At 62.1% G+C, this 23,903-nt stretch carries 21 protein-coding genes; 8 read left to right on the top strand and 13 right to left on the bottom strand.

What is annotated here, in order from left to right:
• Positions 1-138 precede the first annotated feature (138 nt).
• Genes HX855_RS29715 through HX855_RS29705 form a run of 3 tightly spaced genes read right to left on the bottom strand, consistent with a single transcriptional unit; the run spans position 139 to position 2,670 of the window.
• Positions 139-852 (bottom strand): ABC transporter ATP-binding protein, encoded by a 714-nt coding sequence (locus HX855_RS29715; RefSeq protein WP_177090408.1) that lies wholly within the window; start codon positions 850-852, stop codon positions 139-141.
• 2 nt (positions 853-854) lie between these two features.
• Positions 855-1,688 carry an ABC transporter permease gene (locus tag HX855_RS29710; protein ID WP_177090410.1) on the bottom strand — a complete coding sequence of 278 codons (834 nt, stop codon included), beginning with the start codon at positions 1,686-1,688 and terminating at the stop codon, positions 855-857.
• A 10-nt stretch (positions 1,689-1,698) separates the two neighbouring features.
• Complete coding sequence (locus HX855_RS29705; RefSeq protein ID WP_177090412.1) at positions 1,699-2,670, bottom strand: aliphatic sulfonate ABC transporter substrate-binding protein; 972 nt, start codon at positions 2,668-2,670, stop codon at positions 1,699-1,701.
• Between the two features lie 411 nt (positions 2,671-3,081).
• Between HX855_RS29705 and HX855_RS29700 the strand changes: the two genes are divergently transcribed.
• The gene (locus HX855_RS29700) at positions 3,082-3,297 is read left to right on the top strand and encodes a molybdopterin-binding protein (protein ID WP_003217010.1); all 216 of its coding nucleotides are present in this window, start codon (positions 3,082-3,084) and stop codon (positions 3,295-3,297) included.
• A 134-nt stretch (positions 3,298-3,431) separates the two neighbouring features.
• On the opposite strand, the gene HX855_RS29695 is transcribed toward HX855_RS29700, so the two are convergent.
• From HX855_RS29695 to HX855_RS29675, 5 genes are all read right to left on the bottom strand, one after another.
• Positions 3,432-6,779, bottom strand: a complete 3,348-nt coding sequence (locus HX855_RS29695) for a hypothetical protein (RefSeq protein WP_177090414.1) — start codon at positions 6,777-6,779, stop codon at positions 3,432-3,434.
• A gap of 94 nt (positions 6,780-6,873) precedes the next feature.
• A complete protein-coding gene (locus HX855_RS29690; RefSeq protein WP_177090415.1) occupies positions 6,874-8,022 on the bottom strand; it encodes a MalY/PatB family protein in 1,149 nt (382 codons plus the stop codon).
• Positions 8,023-8,081: 59 nt separating this feature from the next.
• Positions 8,082-8,705, bottom strand: a complete 624-nt coding sequence (locus HX855_RS29685; protein ID WP_177090417.1) for an FMN-dependent NADH-azoreductase — start codon at positions 8,703-8,705, stop codon at positions 8,082-8,084.
• Positions 8,702-9,142, bottom strand: coding sequence for a GNAT family N-acetyltransferase (locus HX855_RS29680; protein WP_177090419.1), 441 nt, complete (start codon positions 9,140-9,142; stop codon positions 8,702-8,704). The genes HX855_RS29685 and HX855_RS29680 overlap by 4 nt, the downstream gene beginning before the upstream one ends.
• Positions 9,135-9,611, bottom strand: coding sequence for a carboxymuconolactone decarboxylase family protein (locus tag HX855_RS29675; RefSeq protein WP_177090421.1), 477 nt, complete (start codon positions 9,609-9,611; stop codon positions 9,135-9,137). The genes HX855_RS29680 and HX855_RS29675 overlap by 8 nt, the downstream gene beginning before the upstream one ends.
• Positions 9,612-9,745: 134 nt before the next feature.
• On the opposite strand from HX855_RS29675, the gene HX855_RS29670 reads away from it, so the two are divergent.
• The 3 genes from HX855_RS29670 (at position 9,746) to HX855_RS29660 (ending at position 14,046) form a co-directional block, all read left to right on the top strand.
• Positions 9,746-11,119, top strand: a complete 1,374-nt coding sequence (locus HX855_RS29670) for a PLP-dependent aminotransferase family protein (RefSeq protein ID WP_177090423.1) — start codon at positions 9,746-9,748, stop codon at positions 11,117-11,119.
• Between the two features lie 81 nt (positions 11,120-11,200).
• Positions 11,201-13,456 carry an Orn/Lys/Arg decarboxylase N-terminal domain-containing protein gene (locus HX855_RS29665; protein ID WP_177090424.1) on the top strand — a complete coding sequence of 752 codons (2,256 nt, stop codon included), beginning with the start codon at positions 11,201-11,203 and terminating at the stop codon, positions 13,454-13,456.
• Positions 13,457-13,476: 20 nt separating this feature from the next.
• Entirely contained in the window at positions 13,477-14,046 is a 570-nt protein-coding gene (locus tag HX855_RS29660) for a GNAT family N-acetyltransferase (protein ID WP_177090440.1), read from the top strand.
• 121 nt (positions 14,047-14,167) lie between these two features.
• Here HX855_RS29660 and HX855_RS29655 read toward each other — a convergent pair whose 3' ends face one another.
• Positions 14,168-15,070, bottom strand: coding sequence for a LysR substrate-binding domain-containing protein (locus tag HX855_RS29655; protein ID WP_177090426.1), 903 nt, complete (start codon positions 15,068-15,070; stop codon positions 14,168-14,170).
• A 176-nt stretch (positions 15,071-15,246) separates the two neighbouring features.
• On the opposite strand from HX855_RS29655, the gene gspG reads away from it, so the two are divergent.
• A complete protein-coding gene (gene gspG / locus HX855_RS29650) occupies positions 15,247-15,675 on the top strand; it encodes a type II secretion system major pseudopilin GspG (RefSeq protein ID WP_177090428.1) in 429 nt (142 codons plus the stop codon).
• A 4-nt stretch (positions 15,676-15,679) separates the two neighbouring features.
• On the opposite strand, the gene HX855_RS29645 is transcribed toward gspG, so the two are convergent.
• On the bottom strand, positions 15,680-15,916 hold the full coding sequence (locus HX855_RS29645; RefSeq protein ID WP_076013376.1) for a hypothetical protein: 237 nt from the start codon (positions 15,914-15,916) through the stop codon (positions 15,680-15,682).
• 228 nt (positions 15,917-16,144) lie between these two features.
• On the opposite strand from HX855_RS29645, the gene HX855_RS29640 reads away from it, so the two are divergent.
• Positions 16,145-16,702 carry an NADPH-dependent FMN reductase gene (locus HX855_RS29640; RefSeq protein WP_177090430.1) on the top strand — a complete coding sequence of 186 codons (558 nt, stop codon included), beginning with the start codon at positions 16,145-16,147 and terminating at the stop codon, positions 16,700-16,702.
• A 73-nt stretch (positions 16,703-16,775) separates the two neighbouring features.
• Here the strand turns inward: HX855_RS29640 and poxB are convergent, their stop codons facing one another.
• Both poxB and HX855_RS29630 read right to left on the bottom strand, forming a co-directional pair.
• Positions 16,776-18,500: a ubiquinone-dependent pyruvate dehydrogenase gene (gene poxB / locus HX855_RS29635; protein ID WP_177090432.1), complete on the bottom strand. Its 1,725-nt coding sequence runs from the start codon at positions 18,498-18,500 to the stop codon at positions 16,776-16,778.
• A gap of 78 nt (positions 18,501-18,578) precedes the next feature.
• A complete protein-coding gene (locus HX855_RS29630) occupies positions 18,579-19,811 on the bottom strand; it encodes an NADH:flavin oxidoreductase/NADH oxidase family protein (RefSeq protein WP_177090434.1) in 1,233 nt (410 codons plus the stop codon).
• Between the two features lie 69 nt (positions 19,812-19,880).
• On the opposite strand from HX855_RS29630, the gene HX855_RS29625 reads away from it, so the two are divergent.
• Positions 19,881-20,303, top strand: a complete 423-nt coding sequence (locus tag HX855_RS29625) for a MerR family transcriptional regulator (RefSeq protein ID WP_177090436.1) — start codon at positions 19,881-19,883, stop codon at positions 20,301-20,303.
• A gap of 35 nt (positions 20,304-20,338) precedes the next feature.
• Here HX855_RS29625 and acnB read toward each other — a convergent pair whose 3' ends face one another.
• Positions 20,339-22,939 carry a bifunctional aconitate hydratase 2/2-methylisocitrate dehydratase gene (gene acnB, locus HX855_RS29620; protein WP_177090442.1) on the bottom strand — a complete coding sequence of 867 codons (2,601 nt, stop codon included), beginning with the start codon at positions 22,937-22,939 and terminating at the stop codon, positions 20,339-20,341.
• 394 nt (positions 22,940-23,333) lie between these two features.
• Between acnB and HX855_RS29615 the strand changes: the two genes are divergently transcribed.
• Complete coding sequence (locus HX855_RS29615; protein WP_177090438.1) at positions 23,334-23,804, top strand: DUF1289 domain-containing protein; 471 nt, start codon at positions 23,334-23,336, stop codon at positions 23,802-23,804.
• Positions 23,805-23,903 lie beyond the last annotated feature (99 nt).

Genomic DNA, 23,903 nt, shown 5'->3' with positions numbered 1-23,903 from the left:
GGGGTGGGGCAAGAGCCCTTTTGGTTACTTTTGGGGCTCTTTTCCAAAAGTGACCCGCCGTAAGGGCGGAACCCATAGCCGCCGTTACCTAAATAACGGATATGCCCCCAGCCTGACTTAACCCCCAACACGTGCTTTTCAGATCACATGCGCCCGCTGCAACTCGGTCAACGCCAATGCCTTGAGCCTTGCCAACAGCGGATCCCGCCGGTCCCGCGGATGCGCCAGCCCCACCGCCAGTTCCTGGCGAATACTGCTGGGCCGGTTGTCCATCACCAGCACCCGGTCGCTCAGGTACAGCGCCTCGTCCACATCGTGGGTCACCAGCAACAGGGCGATCCCGTGGTGTTCAGCCAATTGCAGCAGCAGGTCCTGCAGCTTCATGCGGGTAAACGCATCCACCGCGCTGAACGGTTCGTCCAGCAGCAACACCTGCGGCCGCGAATACAGCCCACGGGCGATGGCCACCCGTTGCGCCATCCCGCCCGACAACGCTTTGGGCAACGCCTGGCCAAAGCCGCTAAGGCCCACCTCATCGATCAACTGCGCCACCCAGGCCCGGTCATAGCCGCCGTCATCGCTGAAGCCGATGTTTTGCTCCACCGTCAGCCAGGGCATCAGGCGCGGTTCCTGGAACACAAACGCGACCTCCCCAGCGCCTTGCAACAGCTCGCCCTGATAGTCGTTTTCCAGCCCGGCAACGATCCGCAGCAAGGTGCTTTTGCCGCAGCCGCTGGGGCCCAGCAAACTCACCGCTTCCCGGGGTTGCAAGGCCAGGTGGACGTGGGTCAGCACGGTGGTTGCGCCAAAGCTTTTACGCTCGACGCGAATATCCAGCAGCGGTTCGCTCATGCTCAATTCTCCGGGCCTTGGCCGTTGAAGGTGTCGCGCCAGGCCAGGCAGCGTTTTTCCAGGGCGGCCAACAGGCCGTCGCTGATCTTGCCCAGCAGGGCCAGCACGATGATCGCCGCCAGCACGATATCGGGCCGCGAGGTTTCCCGGCCATCGCTGAGCAGGTAGCCCAGGCCCTTGGTGGCGGCGATCAATTCGGCCGCCACCAGGAACATCCAGGCCAGGCTCAAACCGCTGCGCAAACCGGTGAACAAGCCGGGCAGGGCGGCAGGCAACAGGATGCGGCGCACCAGGCGCGTGCGGCTGAAGCCATACATCTGGCCGACTTCCACCAGCTTGCGGTCGATGTCGCGAATCGCCGCGACGCCATTGAGGTACACCGGAAAGAACGCACCGATGGCAATCAGCACGATCTTCGAGGTTTCATCAATGCCCAGCCACAGCAACAACAGCGGCACCCAGGCCAGGCTCGGGATCGAGCGCAGGCCGGCGAAGGTCGGTTCCAGGTACGCCTCGGCCTCGCGGCTCAAACCAACCCAGGCGGCAAACACCAGGGCCAGGCTGGCGCCGATGGCGAACCCCAGCAGCACCCGCAGCAAGCTCGCGCTGATGTGTTTCCACAGCGCGCCTTCGGCGAGGTCGGTGAGGGTGACGGCGATCTCGCTGGGCGCCGGCATCTGGTAGGACGGCAGCCAGCCGAGGCGCACCACCCCTTCGAGGATCACCAGGATCAGCACCGGCAACGCCAGGCCCTTGAGCCGCCGTGGCCAGGCGCTGCGCTGGACAGTGACCGTGGGTGCCCGTGGGACCGGCAGGGCTTCGCTTTTGCTGCTCATGACGCTCCCCTTATGGACGAGGCAAGGCCTGGCCGAAGCGGGGGTCGATCAACTGGTCGATGACCTGATCCACATTCACGCCACGGCGCACCAGTTCTTCAGACACCAGGATCGGCGCGGCGGCCTTGGATGACACCACGTCCTGCGCCGTCAGCAACGGGCTGCTCAAGTCAGTCCGCGACAGTTGCAGCTTGGCCACGTCCAGGGGCAGGCCGGATTCGTCAGCCAGCAGTTTGGCGAACTCGTCGGGGTGCTTGACTGCCCAGCCACGGGCTTTTTCATAGGCGCCCAGCACCTTGGCGATGGTCTGTGGATGTTCCTTGGCGTACTGGTCGGTCACGCTGATTACGCCGTAGCTGTTGAAGTCCTTGTTGCGGTACAGCAGACGGGAACCGGCCTGGATTTCGCTGGCGGCCATGTGCGGGTCGAGACCGGCCCAGGCGTCCACATCCCCTTTCTCCAGGGCAGTACGGCCGTCCGGGTGTTGCAGGTGCACCAACTCCACGTCGTCCTTGGTCAGGCCGGCCTTCTGCAGGCTACGCAGGGTGAACAGGTACGGGTCGGTGCCTTTGGTGGCGGCGATTTTCTTGCCCTTGAGGTCGCTGACGCTTGTGAAGGTTGAATCCTTGCGCACCACCAGCGCGGTCCACTCGGCGCGGCTGTAGACGTACACCGACTTGATCGGGCTGCCATTGGCCCGGCTCAATACCGCCGAGAGGCTGGCGGACGAGGCGAAATCCACGCCGCCGCTGTTGAGGTATTCCAGCGAGCGGTTGCTGCCCTGGCTCAAGACCCAGCCGACCTTGGTGTGGGGCAGTGCTTCTTCGAGCCAGCCGAAGTGCTTGAGCACCAGGCTCACCGGGGAGTAATAGGCGTAGTCCAGGTTGACCTGCGCAGGGTCGGTTTCTGCTGCATGGGCCAGAGGTTGCAGGCCGAGGGCAAGGGCGCAGGCGCCCAACAGGGTGTTGACGAAGGGTTTCATGGAACAGCTCCGGACAAGGCGGGAAAGAGAAGGCTTTTCTTATATTCAGAAAATTCATATGGCATGTTCCATCATGCGTTATAGGAATATGCAGCCTCTGTGCCAGTCGTCTTTCGCGCTGTTGGACAATGCTCTGCGCAGCAGCCGTCGAGCCCGGGCGAGGCTGCGTTCGCGGTGTCTCAGACAGACCGCTGACGCAGCCTCGCTTAGGCTCGACAGCGGCTACGAGGCGTTTGGGGAAGTGGGGAGGCGGGCACTTTGTTGAATCACTGTTGGCTGGGCAACAGTCTTCATATGTCTTTATGGAATAAATAAAGAGTTATATATTCCTTTTGTTGTTCTGGCGAATGGGGCACTTTGAGGGCCTGCGCATTCGTGCGGATTGACCCAACAGACCAAAGGAAAGCCGACATGACCATTAAAGCGATCAACGTGCGCAACCAGTTCAAGGGCGTGATCAAGGAAATCCTGATCGGCGAAGTGGTGTCCGAGATCGACGTGCAAACCGCGTCGGGGATCGTGACGTCAGTGATCACCACGCGCTCGGTGCGCGATCTGGAATTGAAGGTGGGCAGTGAAGTGATTGCCTTTGTGAAGTCGACCGAAGTGTCGATCGCCAAGCTGTAACTGCAATCCAGTTGTGAACCCAATCCAAATGTGGGAGCTGGCTTGCCTGCGATGACGGAGTGTCAGTCGACCTATTTGTCGACTGATACATCGCTATCGCAGGCAAGCCAGCTCCCACACTGATTTGTGTCGATTTAGTTGAGCCGAGGGCCGCCTCCAGACGGACGTGACCCAGGCTTCTCACCCGACGCATCCGGCAGTTCCTTGGGCTTTTCACTCGGGTCTTTGTAGTCCTTGTGCAAATCCCCATCCAGCCGGTTGCTCGACGAGCCGCCGCTTTGGGGGGTGGAGTCGAAGTGCTCCCACTCCGATTGCTGGAAGCGGAACAGGCTGTCATCGGTCGGCGTGTCGCGGCCGTGGTAGTGGTGAATTTCGTAGTGGGCGTATTCGACTTTGTCTGCCCAGTTGTCCTGCAATAAGCCGTCGCCGGCCAGGTCGCGGTACCAGTCGTTTTCTTTCTCGGTGGCCTTCTGTTTTTTGTTGTGGTCGACGAAGTAACCGATGATCCCGCCCACCACCGCCAACACCACACCCACCAGAAACAATGGCCCGGTCAGCGCTGCCGCCGTGCCTGCGCCAAACAGCGCCGCCGCCCCCAATACCCCGGCCGACGCGCCGAACGCACCGCCTGCCACTTGCAAACCACCCGCGGCCTGGGCCAAGGGGTCTTTGCTGGCCACGCCACTTTTGATCGCCAGGGCGCCCAGCACGATATCGGCAAAACCACCGGCAATATCCGTGGCCGGGCCCAGCACCTTGATCACGGAACCGGCGATTTTTGCCGATTGGGAGGCGCCCAACTTGGCGGCCCCTGCGGCGGCAAGGCCGTCGTCCAGGTGGGTGGCGAGGCCTTCAGTGGCTTCGGTGACGGCTTTGTCACCTTCGCCAAACAGCTTGGCGACGCCGTCGTACTGGCTGTCGGGCACTGCGTCCAGGGCTGCGGAGATCTCCTTGCTGACCTTTGAGTCGATCTCGGTGGGCTTGCTGAAGTCGATGACTTTGCCGGCCGCACCTTCCTTGCCCCAGATTTCCGGCAGGGTTTTGTCCAGGCCGAGGAAATTCACCAGGCCGCCCTTGCCCAGGGCCTCGCCGATCTTGTCGCCGAGCCTGACGAAGTGGCTCGCGCCGCCGGCAAAGCTCATGAAATCCTTGGCGATGGTCATGCGTTGGGCCGGGGTCTCGCCAAGCTTGCCGCCTTTGCCCACCAGTTGGTAAATCCCCGAGAACAGGCTGACACCGGCGCCCATCGAACCGAGAATGCCTTTGCTGTTGAGGGTGTTGAACACCTCGCCGAGCATGCCGCGGTCCGCCACCGGGATATACGGTTTGCTCAGGGCGGTTTTCACGTCGGCTTCGCTGATGGTGCCGCTGTTCTTGTAGACGTCGCCGAGCTCTTCCAGGGCCTTGGTCACGGCCGAGGATTTCTCCTTGCCCTCCAGGCCTTCGTTGAGGAATTTCTCCAGCACTTCCTGGCTGCGCCGCGGCAGGTCCAGCAGGTTGCCCTTGAGCACGCCCTTGAGCAGGCCGAACAGGTCTTTGGTGGCCAGTTCCTTGTTCTCGTCGGAGATTTTGCTCGGGTCCGAGAGGATCTGGTTGAGGTCGGTGGTGAGGCCGTCGGCCTGGATATTTTGCGCGGCCTTGGTGGCGGCTTCCGGGTCGAACAGCGACAGCGAGGTGAGGGTGTTGCTCAGGTCTTGCTGGGCTTCGTGGCTCTTGCCCTGGTTTTGCAGGTCCTTGAGGTAGAGCACGTAGTCCGGGTTGTTGGTCAGGTCGAGGAGCTTCTGTTTGATCTCGTCCTTGTTGGACAGGTGACTGATGGCGTCGTCCATCTTGGTTTTGTAGTCGGCCTGCACGGTCGGGTCCTGGAACAGTTCGCCGATCTGCTGCTGCACGGCCTTGCCGTCGATGATGTCGTGCATGTCGGCGGAGGTGAGTTCGGTTTGCTTGTCATCGAACTCGCGCCAGGTGGTGTTGAACGGACGCTTGGCTTCTTCGTAGCCGGTGATGCCGTGGCCGTTCTGGTAGGCGGCCTGGGCTTCCAGGGCACGGACCAGTTTGGCGCGCGGGTCGTCCTTGGGAATCGAGCCGTCCTTGACGCCGGCGCGGTAGGTGTCGATCAGTTCGGTGGTGGCCAGTTCACTGACGCTCTGGGTCGGCGATTTATCGTCGTCCTTGTCGGCGTGCACCCCGGTGTCGAGGTTGAGCACGTCCAGTTCGTCGTTGCTCGGCAGGTTGTACTTGGCGCGGGTTTCGTCGACGCTGGCGGCGCTCGAGGCTTCCCATTTCGCCACCACCTCGTCATACAGCTGCGGGCTGAGTTCCTTGGAGACGATCACCTTGCCTTCGCTGGTTTCATAGCGGATGAGGCCGTCCCCCAGTTCATCGGGGGAGCCGAAGGTGATGTCGGTGTTTTTCAGGAAATCATCCGGCCCGGCCAGCTTGTAGCCGGCGTCTTCGCTGGAGTGGATCTTGCTCCAGGTGTCCTGGGCGGTGGCCACGCTTTTGAACAGTTCCGGGCTGACATCGGCCGACACCACGACCTTGGTGCCGTCGTGGGTCTCATAGGTCAGCACATTGCCTTGCTGGCCTTCGATCCAGCCGAAGCCCTTGTAGTCGTTGAGTTCGGGTGCCTGGGTGTTGGCGTCGGCCAGGGTGGAGCCGTCGTTGAGGGCTGACTCTACGGCGGCCTTTTTGTCCGGGTGGGTGTAGACCTCGTGCAGGCCCGCCAGGTAGTCGAACAGCTTGGGGTTGTCGTCCCGGGCCACGACCATTTTCTGGCCATTGCTTTCAAAGCGGATCAGGCCCGGGCCGACTTCACCTTCGGGGCCGACCGTGGTGCCGGCATAGGGCGGCCACACTTCGTTGTCGCCGGCGCGTTTGTAGCCGGCGTCTTCGCTGGTGGCCAGGCCCGTGAAGCTCTCGTAGGCTTCCTTGGCTTTCTGGAACGCTTCGGGGTTGTCCCGCTGGCTGATGACGAACTTGTTGCCGTCCTGGGTTTCGTAGCGAATCACACCCGGGCCGGTTTCGTCGGGCGGGCCGAGGGATTTGTAGTCGCCGAGCTTTTCCGGGGCCGTGGCGTCGCCGCCCAGGCGCTGGTAGCCGGCGGCTTCGCTGGCGTTGACGCCGGACAATGCCTTGAAGTCGGCGCTGACCTGCTTGAACAGGTCGGGGCTGTCTTTCTCGCTGACGATGACTTTCTTGCCGTCCTGGGTTTCATACCGAATCAGGCCGGGGCCGACTTCGTCCGCCGGGCCGATGGCCTTGTAGTCACCCAGGCTCGTCGGCGGTGCGGCGTCCTTGGCGGCCAGTTCATAACCTTGTTCCTTGCTGGCAGCCAGCCCTTGCGCGGTTTTATCGCCGGCCTCCACCTTCTTGTTGTTGGCGCTGTTCTTGAGCAGCACATGGAACGCCGCGCCAGACTTGGGCGGCGCAACGGGAAGGGCTTTGGGGTCGGACGAGCGGTTGAGCGGCTGGGTCGTCATGCCATGGAACTCCTGTTGTTACGGGTGGGACGCATCAATAAAAACAGTAACAGCAGGGGTTCGGCGGTCGTTGCGAAAAGTTGTGAATTGAGCCTTAACGGTGACGCAGGCTGCGTTCCAGGCGGGCAATGCCTTCCTCCAGCATGGCCCGTGGGCAGCCGAAGTTCAGGCGTACGAACTGCTGGCTGTCGTCGCCGAATTCAATCCCGGCGCTCAAGCCGACCTTGGCCTGCTCCAGGAAGAACCGTTGCGGGTCGTCCAGGCCCAGGGCACTGCAATCGAGCCAGGCCAGGTAAGTGCCTTGGGGCGCCTGCATCACCACGCCGGGCAGGCGGGTTTGCACGGCGTTCAGCAGGTAATCACGGTTGGCTTGCAGGTACGCCACCAGCGCGTCGAGCCAGTCGCCGCACTGGCTGTAGGCGGCACGGGTGGCTTCCAGGCCCAGGGGGCTGACGCTGTCGACCATGCCGCAACGGGCGAGGTTGAAACGTTCGCGAATCTCGGGGTTCTGGATCACCGCAAAGCAGGTCTTCAGCCCGGCGACGTTATACGCCTTGCTCGCCGACATCAGGGTGATGGTGCGCTGGGCGATCTCGGGGCTGAGGCTGGCGGTGGGGATATGCCGGCGGCCGTCAAAGCACAGCTCGGCGTGGATCTCGTCGGAGACGATCAGCGCGCCGTGGTCGAGGCAGGCGCTGGCCACGGCCAGCAGTTCTTCACGGGGGAACACCTTGCCCATCGGGTTGTGGGGGTTGCTCAACAGCAGCGCACCCGCGCCTTTAAGTGCCTCACGCATTGCCGGCATTGGCGTGAGGTACTCGCCCTCGGCGCTCAGCTCAAACGGCACTTCGATCTTTGGCAGGTTCCAGTGGCCGGGGGCCAGGCGGATCGGCCGATAGTTGGGGGTTTGCAACACCACCGGTTGGCCGGGCTGCACAAACCCATGCAGCGCCATGTTGAAACCCGGTTCGACCCCTGGCAGGAACAGCAGCTCATCGGGCTGTACGCGCCAGGCGTACTTGGCCCACAGGTCGGCGACGATCGCTTCACGCACGCCCTCGCAGGCCACGCTGTAGCCGAGGATCTGCTGGTCGAGACGCTGGTGCAGCGCCTCAAGCACGGCCGGCGGTGCGGCAATGTCCATGTCGGCAATCCACATCGGCAGGACGTCTTGCGGGTAACGACTCCACTTGGTGCTGCCGGTGCCGAGGCGGGAGTGGATCGTGTCGAAATCAAAGCTCATGGGGGGCTCGTGTCAGGGAGGCGGGCGAGGAAATGGCGCTGATTCTAGCGCCATTCATCTTACGCGCCAGAGCTGATTGGCACTTGGCCGCCCGCCTGCCGGTAAAAAGCCCCGGACAACTGCTCATGGGCCTGTTCCAGACTGCGCTGCACGGCCGCTTCACCACGGACCATGGCGCCCAGGTAGGCAAACTCCACGGAGTGAATGCCCACGGTGCCGAGGATCGTCTGCAGGTAGGGCGTGAGGAAGTCGGGCTCACGGTTTTTCCGTGAGCTTGCGGAACTCACCAGCACAAAGGTGGGCCGGTCCTTGAGCAAGCCGACTTTTTCAAACTGCGGGTTCACCGTAAAACTGCGGTGGATGCGCACCACATGATCGATCCAGCCCTTGAGCGCCGCCGGTACGGCGAAGTTGTGCACCGGGGTGCAGATCATCAACAGGTCGCAGGCTTCCAGCTCAACGATCAGTTGCTCGGACAGCGCCGTTGCCGGGCCACTGAGCCCGCCTGGGGTGGTCAGGGCGTTGGCGTATTCGCGGCTCAGGGGTGGCAGGGCCCGGCCGCCGTAGTCGCGTTCGGTCACTTCGGCGTGCGGCGCCTGTTCATGGAGCAGGGCGCGGGCCAGGCGGAAGGTCTGGGCGGCCTTGCCGTGGGGGCTGAAGCTCAGCAGCAGGGCGCGGGTCATTGGCTCAGGTCCTGGGAAAAATGCATCCCCAGTGGCAGCAGGCCCTGGCGGAAATAGAAGCGTTGGGCCAGGGCCATGTGCATGCCGGTGTCCAGCACCAGGTAGCGATAACCCAGGCTGCGGGTGTGCTGGCGGACCTGATCCAGCAGGCGTTCGCCCAGGCGCCGACGTTGCAGGGTGGCATCCACCACCAGGTCATCGACGTAGATGAAGCGGCCATACAGCAGGTTTTCTGTCAGGCGGTAACCGGCCAGGCCGAGCACCTGGCCGTTTTCCCGGGCGGCCAACAGGCGGTAGCCGTTTTCCCGCTGGCGCTGGATCTGCCGGAGAAAGGCCTGCGGGTCGTCGAGCTTTGGCCGCAGTTGCTGCATCACGGCAAAGCAGGCCAGGCCATCGGCGTCGGTTTCGATGTGCACGAACTCTACGGAGTCATTCATGGTGGCCATGCTCCACGTGCGCTTTCACCGCTGCCGGCACTTTGCGAAAGCTGATGGCGACGCGGTTCAGGGCGTTCATCAGGGCGACGGCCAGGGTCAGGTCGGCGATTTCCTTGGTATCGAAAAGGGCCGTGGCCTCGGCGTAATCCGCGTCTGGCACCTCGGTTTGGGCGACCTGGGTGACCGATTCGGCCCAGGCCAGGGCGGCGCGTTCCCGTGGGGTGAACAACGGCAAGGCTTCGCGCCAGGCGGCCAGCAGCATCAGTTTTTCCAGGCTTACGCCCTGTTTGAGCAGGTCCCGGGAATGTGAGTCCAGGCAGTAGGCACAGCCGTTAAGCTGGGAAACCCGCAGGTACACCAGGTCAATCAATTCCTTCTCCAGGCCGCAACCGTGGATGTAGCTGTGCACCGAGCCAAGGGCCTTGTAGCCGGCGGGTGCTGCTTGGGCGTAGTCGAGATGGTGTTGCATGGGGTGCTCCTTACTGAGGTGAAGTGATGGCGCCAGTGTGGCGGCCGGGGCACCGGGTCAATAGGGCCAAGAATGGACAAGCGGGTTGGGACAAGATCAGACTCCGGGGCTGATTCACTGCGAGCCGGATACCCATGTCGTCACTGCCCAAATACCAGGAGATCTACCGGCGCTTTCGCCAGGCCATCGACCAGGGCCAACTGCGCCCCGGCGAACGGGTGCCGTCGGTGCGCAGCCTGGCCCAGGAACTGAAAGTGGCCCGGGGTACGGTGGAGACGGCTTATCAGTTGTTGATCAGCGAAGGGTTTTTCCGGGCGCGCGGGCAAGCGGGGACCGTGGTGGCCGATGCGCTGGCGCAGCGGCAGATCAAATCACCGCCGGTAGAACCTGAAGTGACGGCGCCAACGTCCGCGCCGCGCCTGTTGCAGCTGGGCTTGCCGGCCCTCGATAGCTTTCCGCGCAAGTTGTGGGCACGCCTGGTGACCCGGCAGGTGCGCCGTGTCGACGTGAACAGCCTGGCCATGGGCGACGTGCGTGGCGCCCGGGTGCTGCGTGTGGCGATTGCGCACTACCTCGCGCTGTACCGGGGCGTGGAGTGCTCGCCGGAGCAGGTGTTCGTGTGTGCCGGTTACTCGGCGTGCCTCGCCCTGGTGTGTGATGCGCTGCAGATGGCAGGCCAGGCGTGCTGGTTCGAAGACCCCGGCTATTTGCATGCGCGACACCTGCTGTTGCACCTGGGGGTGAGGTTGGTACCGGTTCCGGTGGACCGTGACGGGATGGATGTGGAGGAGGGCGCACGGCGCGCACCCGGTGCCAGGTTGGCGATTGTCACCCCGGCCCACCAAAGCCCGCTGGGTGTGGCCCTCAGCGCCAGCCGGCGTGCGGGCTTGCTCGACTGGGCACAGGCCCATGGCGGCTGGGTGGTGGAAGACGACTACGACAGCGAGTTCCGTTACAAAGGCCAGCCCCTGGCGGCGCTCAAGAGTCAGGACCGCGGCGATCGGGTGATCTACTCGGGCAGCTTCAGCAAAATGCTGTTCCCGGGGTTGCGCCTGGGCTACCTGGTGGTGCCCCAAGGGTTGCTCCCCACCTTTGAAGCCAGTGCCCGCGTCTTGCAAAACCGCAGTGCCGAGTTGCTGCAAGCCACCACCGCCGATTTTCTCGACCAGGGGCATTTCACCCGTCACCTGAAAAAGATGCGCCAGCTCTACACCCAGCGCCGCGGGTTTCTGGTGGATGCACTGGCCAGCCAGTGCGGGGCGTTGTTGCAGGTGGACGAGCAGTCAGGCGGAATCAACTTGTTGGCGCGGTTGCGGGTGGACGTCGCTGATCAGGTGGTTGCGGTGGCAGCCGCCCAGGCGGGCCTGGGGATTCAGGCGCTGTCGGGCTGGAGCATCGAGACGGGGGGCCAGCAAGGCCTGTTGATGGGCTTCACCAATCTGGCGACTCGCCAGCAGGCCATGGAGGCGGCGCGAGTGCTGCGGGAGGTCATTGATGGCGCGTTATGACGGCCGCTTGAATATCTTCATTCGCCACATCGGCCCCAAGCTTCTACCCTGAAGGCATAGCCCTCAGGACGCCCAGCGCTCATGTACAAAGACCTGAAGTTCCCGGTTCTGATCGTACACCGCGACATCAAGGCCGACACCGTTGCCGGCGACCGCGTCCGGGGCATCGCCCGGGAGCTGGAACAGGAGGGCTTCAGTATTTTTTCGGCGGTGGACTATGCCGAGGGTCGCCTGGTGGCTTCGACCCATCATGGCTTGGCCTGCATGCTGATCGCCGCCGAAGGCGCCGGGGAAAATACCCACCTGATGCAAAACATGGTGGAGCTGATCCGCCTGGCACGGGTACGGGCGCCGAACCTGCCGATCTTCGCCCTTGGTGAGCAAGTCACCCTGGAAAATGCCCCGGCCGACGCCATGAGCGAGCTCAACCAGCTGCGGGGCATTCTTTACCTGTTTGAAGACACCGTGCCGTTTCTCGCCCGGCAAGTGGCCCGGGCGGCGCGGGCTTACCTCGATGGCCTGTTGCCGCCCTTCTTCAAGGCCCTGGTACAGCACACGGCGGACTCCAATTATTCCTGGCACACCCCCGGCCACGGCGGTGGCGTGGCCTATCGCAAGAGCCCGGTGGGGCAGGCGTTTCATCAGTTCTTCGGGGAAAACACCCTGCGTTCGGACTTGTCGGTGTCGGTGCCGGAACTGGGCTCGCTGCTGGACCACACCGGGCCGCTGGCCGAGGCCGAAGCCCGTGCAGCGCGTAACTTCGGCGCCGACCACACCTACTTCGTGATCAACGGCACCTCTACCGCGAACAAGATCGTCTGGCACTCCATGGTGGGCCGCGACGACCTGGTGCTGGTTGACCGCAACTGCCACAAGTCGGTGTTGCATTCGATCATCATGACCGGGGCCATCCCGCTGTACCTGTGCCCGGAGCGCAACGAACTGGGGATCATCGGCCCGATTCCCCTGAGCGAGTTCAGCCCCGAGTCGATCCGCGCCAAGATCGACGCCAGCCCGCTGACCCGAGGCCGACCCGCCAAGGTCAAGCTGGCCGTGGTGACCAATTCCACCTACGACGGCCTGTGCTACAACGCCGAGCTGATCAAGCAGCAACTGGGCAACAGCGTCGAGGTGCTGCACTTTGACGAAGCCTGGTACGCCTACGCGGCGTTTCACGAGTTCTTCGCCGGTCGCTATGGCATGGGCACCTCGCGCACGCCCGACAGCCCGCTGGTGTTCACCACCCACTCCACCCACAAGCTGCTGGCGGCGTTCAGCCAAGCCTCGATGATCCACGTGCAGGATGGCGGTGTGCGCAAGCTCGACCGTGACCGCTTCAACGAAGCGTTCATGATGCATATTTCCACGTCGCCGCAGTACAGCATCATTGCCTCCCTGGACGTGGCCTCCGCCATGATGGAAGGCCCGGCGGGGCGTTCGTTGCTGCAAGAGATGTTTGACGAGGCCCTGAGCTTCCGGCGTGCCCTGGCCAACCTGCGCCAGCACATTGCCGCCGAAGACTGGTGGTTTTCCATCTGGCAGCCGCCGTCGGTGGCGGGCATTGACCGGGTGGTGACGGCGGACTGGCTGCTGCAACCCCAGGCCGACTGGCATGGCTTTGGCGACATTGCCGAAGACTACGTGCTGCTGGACCCCATCAAGGTCACCCTGGTGATGCCCGGCCTGAACGCCGGCGGGGCCCTGAGCGACTGCGGAATCCCGGCGGCGGTGGTCAGCAAATTCCTCTGGGAACGCGGGCTGGTGGTGGAAAAGACCGGCTTGTATTCGTTCCTGGTACTGTTTTCCATGGGCATCACCAAAGGCAAGTGGAGTACCCTGCTGACCGAACTGCTGGAATTCAAGCGCAGTTATGACGCCAACGTAAGCCTCGCCAGCTGTTTGCCCTCGGTATTTGCGCAGGGGCCGGTGCGGTATCAGGGCCTGGGCTTGAAGGACTTGTGCGACCAGTTGCACGGCTGCTACCGCAGCAATGCCACGGCCAAACACCTGAAGCGGATGTACACCGTGTTGCCGGAAATCGCCATGAAACCGGCTGATGCCTACGACCTGTTGGTCAAGGGCGACGTCGAGGCGGTGTCCATCGACGCTTTGCCAGGACGCGTCGCAGCGGTCATGCTGGTGCCTTATCCGCCGGGCATTCCATTGATCATGCCCGGTGAGCGTTTCACCGAATCGACGCGCTCGATCATTGATTACCTGGCATTTGCCAGGACGTTCGATAGCAGTTTCCCCGGCTTTGTCGCGGATGTGCATGGACTGCAACACGAAGATGACGGCAAGGGTCGTTGTTACACCGTCGACTGCATCAAGGGTTAAGAATGTTTATGCAAGCTGTAATGAACCCGAAGTACCCGGGCTTGAGTGTCCGGGTGGCTGACGAAGGATTTGACGCCTACGTGTGGGGGAACGACTTCAGCTTTGAAGTCAGCGCCTATGGCGTGCCGGAAATGGGCAAGCGTGTCGATCAGTGGGCGGTCGAAGGTATCGTGCCGTACCGCAAATGCTACGGCATCGACCCCGAAGAGTTCGCCAGCTTCCGTGGCGCCGCCGACAGTGCGGTGTTCATGGCGTACCTGGATGACCGGCCCGTGGGGCACATTGTGGTCAGCACCAACTGGAATGGCTTTGCCCATGTGGATGAGCTGGCGGTGGTACTGCCCGCGCGGCGCCACGGGGTGGCCAAGGCGTTGCTCGACGTGGCGCAGTTCTGGAGCCGCAAGAAGAACCTGCCGGGGATGATGCTGGAGACCCAGAACAACAACCTCGGCGCCTGCCGGTTGTATGAGCGTTGCGGGTATGTGATGGGCGGGATCGACCACCTGCGCTATCGCGGGATCGATCCGCAGACCCGCGAGGTGGCGATTTTCTGGTATCGGTTGTTCAAATCGGAATTGGAGGCGGTCTGAAGCCGGGCGCTGATTCAGTGTGGGAGCTGGCTTGCCTGCGATAGCTTCACCTCAGTGTTACTGATACACCGCAGTGTCTGCATCGCAGGCAAGCCAGCTCCCACATTTTTATCTCTGTTGGTCAGGAGAGTGTGTTTGTCAGCAGGCTTTCGGCCTTCTCGGTGACAATCTCCAGCAACGCATTCAAGGCGGGCGACGCCTCGCTGCCTTTCAGCGTCAACGCATACAAGGTCACCGGAATCGGTGGTGACAACGGGCAAGCATCCAGCCCGGCCTCCCGTGCACCGGTGGCGGTAAACGGATCGACAATCGCCAGACCTTCCCCGGCTTCCACCATGCTGCGCATCATCTGGTAGGTCTGCACGCGCGTCTGCACCACCGGCAGCGGGCGCAGGGCTTGCAGCTTGCTGTCCAGCAGGCGGCTCAGCGGGTCCTGGCCTTCCAGACCGATCATCGACTGCCCGGCCAGCTCCTGCAGCGCAATGTACTTCTGCCGTGGCTTCAGCCAGCCGTGGGGCGCGAGCAATTGCAACTTGCCGTGGGCCAGTGGGGTGCTGTGGATTTGCGGGTGCTCCGGGTCATGCAGGCTCAGGCCCAGGTCCGCTTCGTGCAGCAGCAGGCTTTTGACGATGTCCCGGGTGGAGTGGCTGGAGAGGTTGCATGGTGTGTCTTGAAAACGTCGGCGCAGCACGGCGATCGCCTGGGGCAGCAGTTGATTGGCCAGCGGCGGGGTGCACAGCGCGCGCAGCGGCGGGGCATGATGGTGCTTGAGGCTGCTGGCCAGGCGTTGCACCGGTTCAAGGGCGGCGTAGAGGCGGGCGATTTCGCCCTGCAGCTCAAGGGTTTCCCGGGTGGCCTGCAAGCGTCCGCGCACACTGGCGAACAGCATGAAACCCAGTTGCAGCTCGGCATCCTTGAGGGTCGCGTCCACCTCGGCCACGGGGAGTTGCAACCATTCGGCGGCGGTGCCGAGGTGTCCGGTCTGCAAAATCGCTTGAATGACTTCGATATGACGTAAACGCATGGCCGGAGTCTATGTTCAGTGCGACGTGGATTCAATGGCTTGGGCCCGGGTGTGGAAAAAAGACCCGACGCGGGAACGGCCCAACTAGACTTGCACGATCAAGCCCCCTGGCACCTGCCATCAGCAGGTCATACAAAGGGCGTATCAACCAAGGGATCCATGGGGGAGCCTTATCGATGCTCGGTAAAACAGACACGCGCGGGTTTTCGTTATGGGACGTGCTGGTGGTGGTGTTGGTGATCGGCGTGCTGGCGATTGCGGTAGGGCCGCGGATCTTTGGCGACGTGACCCAGTCGGAAATCGCCACGGCCAAGGTCCAGTTGAAAGAACTGGGCAAGGCGGTGGAGCAGTTTCATCAGGATGTGGGGCGGTATCCGTCGGACGACGAAGGTTTGGCTGTGTTGAGGGTCAAGCCTGAGGGCGAAGCAAGGTGGCGAGGGCCGTACCTGCAGAGTGACGACCTGCTGACTGACCCTTGGGGCGTGGCCTATCAGTACCACTCTCCTCCCAGCCAGGCCAAAACCCACTTTGATCTGTTCTCGTTCGGCAAGGACCGGACACTGGGAGGCGTCGGCGATAATGTGGATATCGCCTATGGGGAATGAAGTCTTATGAAGCGTGGGTCGTTGCGGATTCGCGGGTGATGATGGTGCCCGACTGGATCAATCTGAACTCATCGCCATCCAGTTTTTCTACGCGGTCGCCAATGGCCAGCTTGTAGGTCGTGGTGGGCGCCGAGCCAGCCAGGCCGTCGAGGGGCGGGTTGGATTCCTGGAACTCATGCACGGAATAAACGCGGCCTTCCGCGTCTCTGGCATGGAACTGTCCGACAAGTACTGCTGCCATCTGTTTAGAACCTCTGGAGATAAACACTCGATTTGCGGTTCTGTAGACCGTAGGAGAGCGGGGTAGTTTACCTATGGAAAAAAAATACTATTCGTTGACTTTTTCAGACATTACCTACAAGTCCATCTGCGGTGTGAACGTCCATGGGGATTGCAAAAACAGGCTGGTGATCGCGCCGTGCAGGCTCTATAACTACAAACTCCTTAAGTCAGAAACCGGGAAACCCCAATGAGCAAGGTCTACACGATTGCCGTACTGGTCGGCAGCTTGAGAAAAGAGTCGATCAACCGCAAGGTTGCCCTGGCATTGGCCGAGTTGGCGCCCGCCAACCTCACGTTGAACATTGTCGAAATTGGCGATTTACCGCTCTACAACGAGGACATCGACGGTGCTGCACCGCCGGCAGCCTACAGTACTTTTCGCCAACACGTGCGTTCATCCGACGCGGTGCTGTTTGTGACCCCCGAATACAACCGCTCCGTACCGGGTGCATTGAAGAATGCGATTGACGTCGGTTCGCGCCCTTATGGCCAAAGTGTCTGGAGCGGCAAGCCGGGTGCAGTGATCAGCGTATCGCCGGGTGCCATCGGCGGTTTTGGGGCCAACCACCATTTGCGCCAGTCCCTGGTGTTCCTCGATGTGCCGTGCATGCAGCAACCGGAGGCCTACCTGGGCGGCGCGGGCAGTGTGTTCGACGAGTCAGGCAAGGTCTCGGAAAAGACCCAGCCGTTTTTGCAGGCGTTTATCGATGCCTACGCCAAGTGGGTGGAAAAACAGCACGGTTGATAGGCCGCACGAAAAAAGACCCCGCTTTTTACGCGGGGTCTTTTTTTGCCTACGGTCAGCCGCTACGGCGCTATTAACGCAACCAGTTGGTCCGCGCCAGTTCGATCACTTCATCACCGCGCCCACTCATCACGGCCTTGAGCATGTACAGGCTGAAGCCCTTGGCCTGCTCCAGCTTGATGCTCGGCGGCATCACCAGTTCCTGGGTGGCGGTGACCACGTCCACCAGTACCGGGCCGTCGTGGGCCAAGGCGCGGCGCAGGGCCGGTTCGAGGTCTTCGGACTGTTCGACGCGAATGCCGAGGATGCCCATGGCGTTGGACATGGCGGCAAAGTCCGGGTTTTTCAGCTCGGTGCCGGTGTCCAGGTAGCCGGCGGCTTTCATCTCCATGGCCACAAAGCCCAGGGACGAGTTGTTGAACACCACCAGTTTCACCGGCAGGTTCAGCTGGGCCAGGGTAATGAAGTCACCCATCAGCATGGTGAAGCCGCCGTCGCCGGACATGGAAATCACCTGGCGCCCCGGAAACGCCGCTTGGGCGCCGATGGCCTGGGGCATGGCGTTGGCCATCGAGCCGTGGTTGAACGAGCCGATCAGCCGGCGCTTGCCATTCATTTTCAGGTAGCGCGCCGCCCATACCGTAGGCGAGCCAACGTCAGCGGTGAAGATTGCGTCGTCGTCCGCCAGTTCGCTGAGCAGGCGCGCAACGTATTGCGGGTGGATTGGGCGGCCGGCCTTTGACGGCTCAGCCAGGTCATCCAGGCCCTGGCGCGCTTTCTCGTAATGCTTGAGGGAGGTTTCGAGGAAGCTGCGGTCGGTCTTGCGGGTCAGGCGCGGCAGCAGCGCCTGGATGGTTTCGCTGACGTCTGCAGCAATCCCCAGGTCCAGGGTGGCACGGCGGCCCAGGGCCTGTGGGTTGCGGTCGACCTGGATGATCTTCGCGTCGGTGGGGTAGAACTGGCGATACGGGAAGTCGGTGCCGAGCATGATCAGCGTGTCGCAGTTGAGCATGGCGTGGTAGCCGGAGCTGAAGCCGATCAGGCCGGTCATGCCGACGTCGAAGGGGTTGTCCCACTCCACGTGTTCCTTGCCGCGCAGGGCATGCACCACGGGCGCGCCGAGGGCGTCGGCCAGGGCCACCACGTCATCGTGGGCGCCGGCACAGCCACTGCCGCACAGCAGGGTGACTTTGCCGCTGTGTTGGAGGATCTCGGTGAGGCGTTGCAGGTCCTGTTCCGCCGGCAGCGTGCGCGGGGCCAGGAGGGCCGGCCACGGTTTGAACGTGTCTTCGACTTCCAGCAGCGACACATCGCCGGGAATCACCACCACCGCCACGCCGCGATTGAGGATCGCCGAGCGCATGGCCCGGTGCAGCACCTGGGGCATCTGCGCGGGGTTGGTCACCAGTTCGATAAAGTGGCTGCACTCTTTGAACAGTTCCTGGGGATGGGTTTCCTGAAAGTAGTTCAGGCCGATCTCGGAGGAGGGGATCTGCGCCGCGATGGCCAGCACCGGCACATGGTTGCGATGGCAGTCGAACAGGCCGTTGATCAAATGCAGGTTGCCGGGGCCGCAACTGCCGGCGCACACCGTGAGTTCGCCGGTGGCGGCGGCTTCGGCACCGGCGGCGAACGCGGCCACTTCTTCGTGGCGCACGTGCATCCACTCGATGCTGTCCATGGTGCGCAGGGCGTCGGTCAGGCCGTTGAGGCTGTCGCCGGTCAGGCCCCAGATGCGCTTGATGCCCGCCTGTTCAAGGGTGGTCGCCAATTGCTGGGCCAGGGTGATTTTCGCCATGAAGAACTCCAATCGTCAGTGAGGGTAAAAAGCTGCTGATCAGTAGAGGACAGTTCCATGACGGTGAATGCTCCCCGGTCAATGTGAAGATTTGGTCATTGCCGCTCGATATTGGCGGGTGCGCCGGGCGATAAACAGTTGGTCCTTGATCAAGGCCAGCAGCGGCGCAACCCCGGGGTTCGGCTGGCGGCCATGGCTCAGGCGGCGCAACTGGTAACGCACCACGGCCATGCTCGCGAGGCTGGCGAGGGTTTTGCGCTTCCAGCGGATCGGCGGCAATTGCGGGTTGAGGTCACGGCCGGCGCGCCATTGCTTGATCAGGTGCGGCTCCAGGGTCAGGGCGGTGGCGATCCCGGCCATGGCGATGCCGCTGTCCAGTACTTGCTGCACGATCGGCAAGCGCCGGATGCCGCCGGTGACCATCACCGGCATGCGGGCGACTTTCGCCAGGTCGCTGGCCATCTCGATGAAATAGGCTTCGCGGGCCAGGGTGCGCCCATCCCGGGCCTCGCCTTGCATGGCCGGGGCTTCGTAGCTGCCGCCCGACAGCTCCAGCAGGTCGATGGCCAGTGGGTTGAGCAACTCGACCACGGCGCGGGCGTCGTCGGCATCAAAGCCGCCGCGCTGGAAGTCCGCAGAGTTGAGTTTTACCGCCACGCAGAAGTCCGTGCTCACGGCGGCGCGCACGGCCTTGATCACTTCCAGCAGCAGCCGGGCACGGTTTTCCACGGCGCCGCCCCAGCGGTCTGTGCGCTGGTTGCTCAAGGGGGAGAGAAACTGGCTGAGCAGGTAGCCGTGGGCGGCGTGAACCTGCGCCCCGCTGAAGCCGGCCTTTTCCGCCAGGCGTGCGCTGGTGGCGAAGCGCGTGATGATGTCCTGGATATCCTCTTCGGTCATCGCTTTGGGCTGGGCGAACATCTTCGAAAAACCACCCAGGTCAAGGGACACCGCCGAAGGCGCCAATGCTTGCTGGCCGAGGTTGGCCATGGTCTGGCGGCCCGGATGGTTGAGCTGCACCCAGAGCTGCGCGCCCTTGGCCCGCCCAATCGAGGCCCACTGGCGAAACGTGTCCAGGTGGCGTTCGTCTTCCAGCACCACGCCGCCGGGGCCGGTCATGGCGCGGCGGTCGATCATCACGTTGCCGGTCAGGATCAGGCCGGGTTCGCCTTCGGCCCAGGCTTGGTACAGGCGCATCAGGGCTTCGGAAGGCGCCTGGTTCACATCCGCCATGTTCTCTTCCATCGCCGCTTTGGCGATGCGGTTACCGATGACCTGGCCGTTGGGCAATTGCAACGCTTCAAAGGGCGACATGCTTGACTCCTCACAAGGGGAGCGCTCAGGCTAAGCTTAAAGGTCACTTTAAGGTCAAGGGGGTTGGCTATGAATATCGGTGAGTTGGCAGAACGCAGCGGGTTGGCGGCTTCGAAGATTCGGTTCTATGAGGCGCAGGGGCTGATCCAGGTTGAACGCCAAGGTAATGGCTATCGCCGGTATCCCACGCAGACATTGCAGACGCTGCAGTTGATCCAGGGCGCTCAGCGGGCGGGTTTCAGCTTGCAGGAATTGAAGGCGCTGATGCCGGATGATTCACCGAACGCAGCCAAACGCGCCGATATCGTCTTGAAGCTTGAAGGCAGAATTGCGCAGATCGAAGCGCTTCAGGCCCGTATGGACCAAAGCAAAGCCGAGTTGCGCGCGGTAATCGCTACGATCCAGTCGCACCCGCAAGGCGCGCCGTGCACTCAGGCACAGGACAAGGTGTGGGCCTCAATCGAGGCGCATAAAAAAACGCCGCGCATCTGACGATACGCGGCGTTTTTCTGACCGGAAATTAAGCCTTAGGCTTGAATGACCGGGATGTTGGCGTTTGCAGCGGCTTCACGGAACTCGGCGATCTGGTCAAAACTCAGGTAGCGATACACGTCGCTGGCCATGGTGTTGATCTTCGCGGCGTACTCCATGTACTCCTCGACGGTCGGCAGGCGACCCAGGATCGAGGCCACCGACGCCAGCTCGGCCGAAGCCAGGTAGACGTTCGCGCCGTCACCCAGACGGTTCGGGAAGTTACGGGTCGACGTCGACACTACTGTCGAGTTCGGCTCTACACGTGCCTGGTTACCCATGCACAGCGAGCAGCCCGGCATTTCCATGCGCGCGCCAGCTTTGCCGTAGATGCCGTAGTAGCCTTCTTCGGTCAGTTGGTGAGCGTCCATCTTGGTCGGCGGCGACAGCCACAGACGGGTTGGCAGCTGACCCTTGACCTGATCCAGCAGCTTACCGGCAGCGCGGAAGTGACCGATGTTGGTCATGCACGAACCGATGAACACTTCGTCGATCTTCTCGCCTTGTACCGACGACAGCAGACGGGCGTCATCCGGATCGTTTGGCGCGCAGAGCACAGGCTCTTTGATGTCGGCCAGGTCGATCTCGATGATTTCGGCGTATTCGGCGTCAGCATCGGCAACCATCAGCTCAGGGTTGGCAACCCAGGCTTCCATCGCTTGGGCACGACGTTCCAGGGTACGTGCATCGCCGTAGCCTTCACCGATCATCCAGCGCAGCAGGGTGATGTTGGAGTTCAGGTACTCGGTGATGGATTCTTTCGACAGCTTGATGGTGCAACCGGCAGCCGAACGTTCAGCCGAGGCGTCGGACAGCTCGAAGGCTTGTTCGATGCTCAGGTTGTCCAGGCCTTCGATTTCCAGGATGCGGCCGGAGAAGGCGTTCTTCTTGCCTTTCTTTTCTACGGTCAGCAGGCCAGCCTGGATCGCGTAGTAAGGAATGGCGTGAACCAGGTCACGCAGGGTGATGCCCGGTTGCATTTCGCCTTTGAAGCGCACCAGGATCGATTCCGGCATGTCCAGCGGCATAACGCCAGTGGCTGCGGCGAACGCTACCAGGCCGGAACCGGCCGGGAACGAAATGCCCATTGGGAAACGGGTGTGGGAGTCACCACCGGTACCGACGGTGTCCGGCAGCAGCATGCGGTTCAGCCAGCTGTGGATGATGCCGTCGCCTGGACGCAGCGATACACCGCCACGGGTCATGATGAAGTCAGGCAGGGTGTGGTGGGTGGTCACGTCGATCGGCTTAGGGTAAGCCGCGGTGTGGCAGAACGACTGCATGACCAGATCGGTGGAGAAGCCCAGGCACGCCAGGTCTTTCAGTTCGTCACGGGTCATAGGACCGGTGGTGTCCTGGGAGCCGACGGTGGTCATCTTCGGTTCGCAGTAGGTGCCTGGACGAACGCCAGTCACGCCGCACGCCTTGCCGACCATTTTCTGCGCCAGGGTGTAGCCCTTGTCGCTTTCAGCCGGGGCTTCCGGCAGTTTGAACAGGGTCGAAGGTGGCAGACCCAGCTCAACGCGAGCCTTCTCGGTCAGGCCACGGCCGATGATCAGCGGGATACGACCGCCGGCACGGACTTCGTCCAACAGGACCGGGGTCTTCATTTCGAAGGTGGTCAGGACTTCATCGCTGTTGTGCTTGGTGACTTTGCCAGCATGCGGGTACAGGTCGATCACGTCGCCCATGTTCATGTTGGTGACGTCGAACTCGATGGGCAGTGCGCCGGCATCTTCCATGGTGTTGTAGAAGATCGGAGCGATCTTGCTGCCGAAGCAGAAACCGCCAGCACGCTTGTTCGGAACAAACGGAACGTCGTCGCCGAAGAACCACAGCACCGAGTTGGTGGCCGATTTACGCGACGAACCGGTACCGACCACGTCACCGACGTAGGCGATCGGGAAGCCTTGGCCGCGCATTTCTTCAATCTGCTTCATCGGGCCGGTCTTGCCTTGCTCATCCGGCACGATGCCTTCACGGGCCATTTTCAGCATGGCCAGGGCGTGCAGCGGGATGTCAGGACGGGACCAGGCGTCCGGGGCAGGGGACAGGTCGTCGGTGTTGGTTTCGCCGGTGACCTTGAACACGCGCAGGCTGATCTTGTCGGCCAGGGTCGGACGGTTCTTGAACCACTCGCCGTCGGCCCAGGACTGGATCACGGCTTTGGCGTGTTCGTTGCCGTTCTTGGCTTTCTCGGCGACGTCGTGGAACGCATCGAACATCAACAGGGTGTGCTTGAGTTGGGCGGCAGCGACGGGGGCCAGGGTGGCGTCGTCCAGCAGGTCGACCAGGGTCACGATGTTGTAGCCGCCTTGCATGGTGCCGAGCAGTTCAACAGCGCGTTTCTTGTCGATCAGGGGAGAAGTGGCTTCGCCCTTGGCCAGGGCAGACAGGAAACCGGCCTTGACGTAGGCAGCTTCGTCAACGCCTGGTGGAATGCGGTTGGTGATCAGGTCAACGAGGAATTCTTCTTCGCCAGCCGGGGGATTTTTCAGCAGCTCGACCAGGCCTGCGGTTTGTTCGGCATTAAGCGGCTGGGGAACGATACCCAGGGCTGCACGCTCTTCGATATGTTTGCGGTAGGCTTCAAGCACAGTTATTACCCTCATCAGTGGTCCCACGGGACGCTCATCCAGAAATGCACGGCACGCATGCGCTCGGGGGCTTTTTGAGCCGTAGAGCCAGCGCTGCCGGCAATCCTCACAGAAGCTGCTTTCAAAGTTTTACGCCTGCAGAACGGAGCTGATGAGGGTTGGCGCTGGCTATTTACCGGGTAAATAACCATCGCCAACACCGTTCTTTAGGAACGACTGTGCTCGTGACGCTTTGAAAACAGCTTCCAACGGATTATTGGCGCCTTACAAGGCCGGGTGATTCTACGGCAAAAAATTTCTAAACGTAAGTTGCCTCGCCAAGTTTGCGGGGTGATGAACGTTAGACAAAGGGCTAACATGTGCAACTGTTTCGCTGATTTGTGCGTTGTCGACCATGTCTAACCAAACCATCAAGACCCCTTGCGTCGGGCTGTGCTCCACGGTTTACGGCGATCTTGTGTGCCGGGGGTGTAAGCGGTTTCACCATGAGGTGATTCAGTGGAACGGTTACAACGAGGAGGAAAAACGTGCGGTTTGGCTGAGGCTGGAGCAGTTGTTGGTGCAGGTGATGGCGGGGAAGCTTGAGGTGTTTGACCCCAAAATGCTGCGTGGGCAGCTGGAGCAGCGCAAGATTCGGTTTGTGCCGCATCAGTCGGAGTACTGCTGGGCCTATCAGTTGATTGCCCGGGGGGCGCGGGTTATTACCCATCTGGAAGCGTATGGCATGGTGTTGATGCCGGAGTTTCGGGAGTGGGGGTTGCCTGAGCTGCGGGATGCGATTGACCGGGAGTTTTTTATTTTGTCCGAGGCGCATTATCAGCGGTATATCGCGCCGGGGTTTCTCAGGGATGTGTTTGGGGGGTGATTGAGTACATATCCGGTGCTGCGGTAGCGGGGGCTTTGGTTGTGTGCATATCCGGTGCTGCGGTGACGGGGGCTTTGGTTGTGTACATATCCGTTGCTG

The sequence above is a fragment of the Pseudomonas sp. IPO3778 genome, assembly GCF_013386825.1.
In the GTDB taxonomy this organism is placed as follows: Bacteria; Pseudomonadota; Gammaproteobacteria; order Pseudomonadales; family Pseudomonadaceae; genus Aquipseudomonas.
Note: the sequence above shows the minus strand (reverse complement) of the source record. Positions and strands in the feature narration are given on the sequence as shown.

Coding starts and splice junctions, on each gene's coding strand:
- HX855_RS29670 (WP_177090423.1), top strand. CDS start 9,746: ATGTCGTCACTGCCCAAATACCAGGAGATCTACCGGCGCTTTCGCCAG.
- HX855_RS29690 (WP_177090415.1), bottom strand. CDS start 8,022: ATGAGCTTTGATTTCGACACGATCCACTCCCGCCTCGGCACCGGCAGC.
- HX855_RS29640 (WP_177090430.1), top strand. CDS start 16,145: ATGAGCAAGGTCTACACGATTGCCGTACTGGTCGGCAGCTTGAGAAAA.
- HX855_RS29665 (WP_177090424.1), top strand. CDS start 11,201: ATGTACAAAGACCTGAAGTTCCCGGTTCTGATCGTACACCGCGACATC.
- HX855_RS29615 (WP_177090438.1), top strand. CDS start 23,334: ATGTCTAACCAAACCATCAAGACCCCTTGCGTCGGGCTGTGCTCCACG.
- HX855_RS29680 (WP_177090419.1), bottom strand. CDS start 9,142: ATGAATGACTCCGTAGAGTTCGTGCACATCGAAACCGACGCCGATGGC.
- HX855_RS29705 (WP_177090412.1), bottom strand. CDS start 2,670: ATGAAACCCTTCGTCAACACCCTGTTGGGCGCCTGCGCCCTTGCCCTC.
- HX855_RS29700 (WP_003217010.1), top strand. CDS start 3,082: ATGACCATTAAAGCGATCAACGTGCGCAACCAGTTCAAGGGCGTGATC.
- HX855_RS29645 (WP_076013376.1), bottom strand. CDS start 15,916: ATGGCAGCAGTACTTGTCGGACAGTTCCATGCCAGAGACGCGGAAGGC.
- HX855_RS29630 (WP_177090434.1), bottom strand. CDS start 19,811: ATGTCGCCCTTTGAAGCGTTGCAATTGCCCAACGGCCAGGTCATCGGT.
- HX855_RS29655 (WP_177090426.1), bottom strand. CDS start 15,070: ATGCGTTTACGTCATATCGAAGTCATTCAAGCGATTTTGCAGACCGGA.
- HX855_RS29625 (WP_177090436.1), top strand. CDS start 19,881: ATGAATATCGGTGAGTTGGCAGAACGCAGCGGGTTGGCGGCTTCGAAG.
- HX855_RS29675 (WP_177090421.1), bottom strand. CDS start 9,611: ATGCAACACCATCTCGACTACGCCCAAGCAGCACCCGCCGGCTACAAG.
- HX855_RS29715 (WP_177090408.1), bottom strand. CDS start 852: ATGAGCGAACCGCTGCTGGATATTCGCGTCGAGCGTAAAAGCTTTGGC.
- HX855_RS29710 (WP_177090410.1), bottom strand. CDS start 1,688: ATGAGCAGCAAAAGCGAAGCCCTGCCGGTCCCACGGGCACCCACGGTC.
- gspG (WP_177090428.1), top strand. CDS start 15,247: ATGCTCGGTAAAACAGACACGCGCGGGTTTTCGTTATGGGACGTGCTG.
- HX855_RS29695 (WP_177090414.1), bottom strand. CDS start 6,779: ATGACGACCCAGCCGCTCAACCGCTCGTCCGACCCCAAAGCCCTTCCC.
- HX855_RS29685 (WP_177090417.1), bottom strand. CDS start 8,705: ATGACCCGCGCCCTGCTGCTGAGCTTCAGCCCCCACGGCAAGGCCGCC.
- HX855_RS29660 (WP_177090440.1), top strand. CDS start 13,477: ATGAACCCGAAGTACCCGGGCTTGAGTGTCCGGGTGGCTGACGAAGGA.
- poxB (WP_177090432.1), bottom strand. CDS start 18,500: ATGGCGAAAATCACCCTGGCCCAGCAATTGGCGACCACCCTTGAACAG.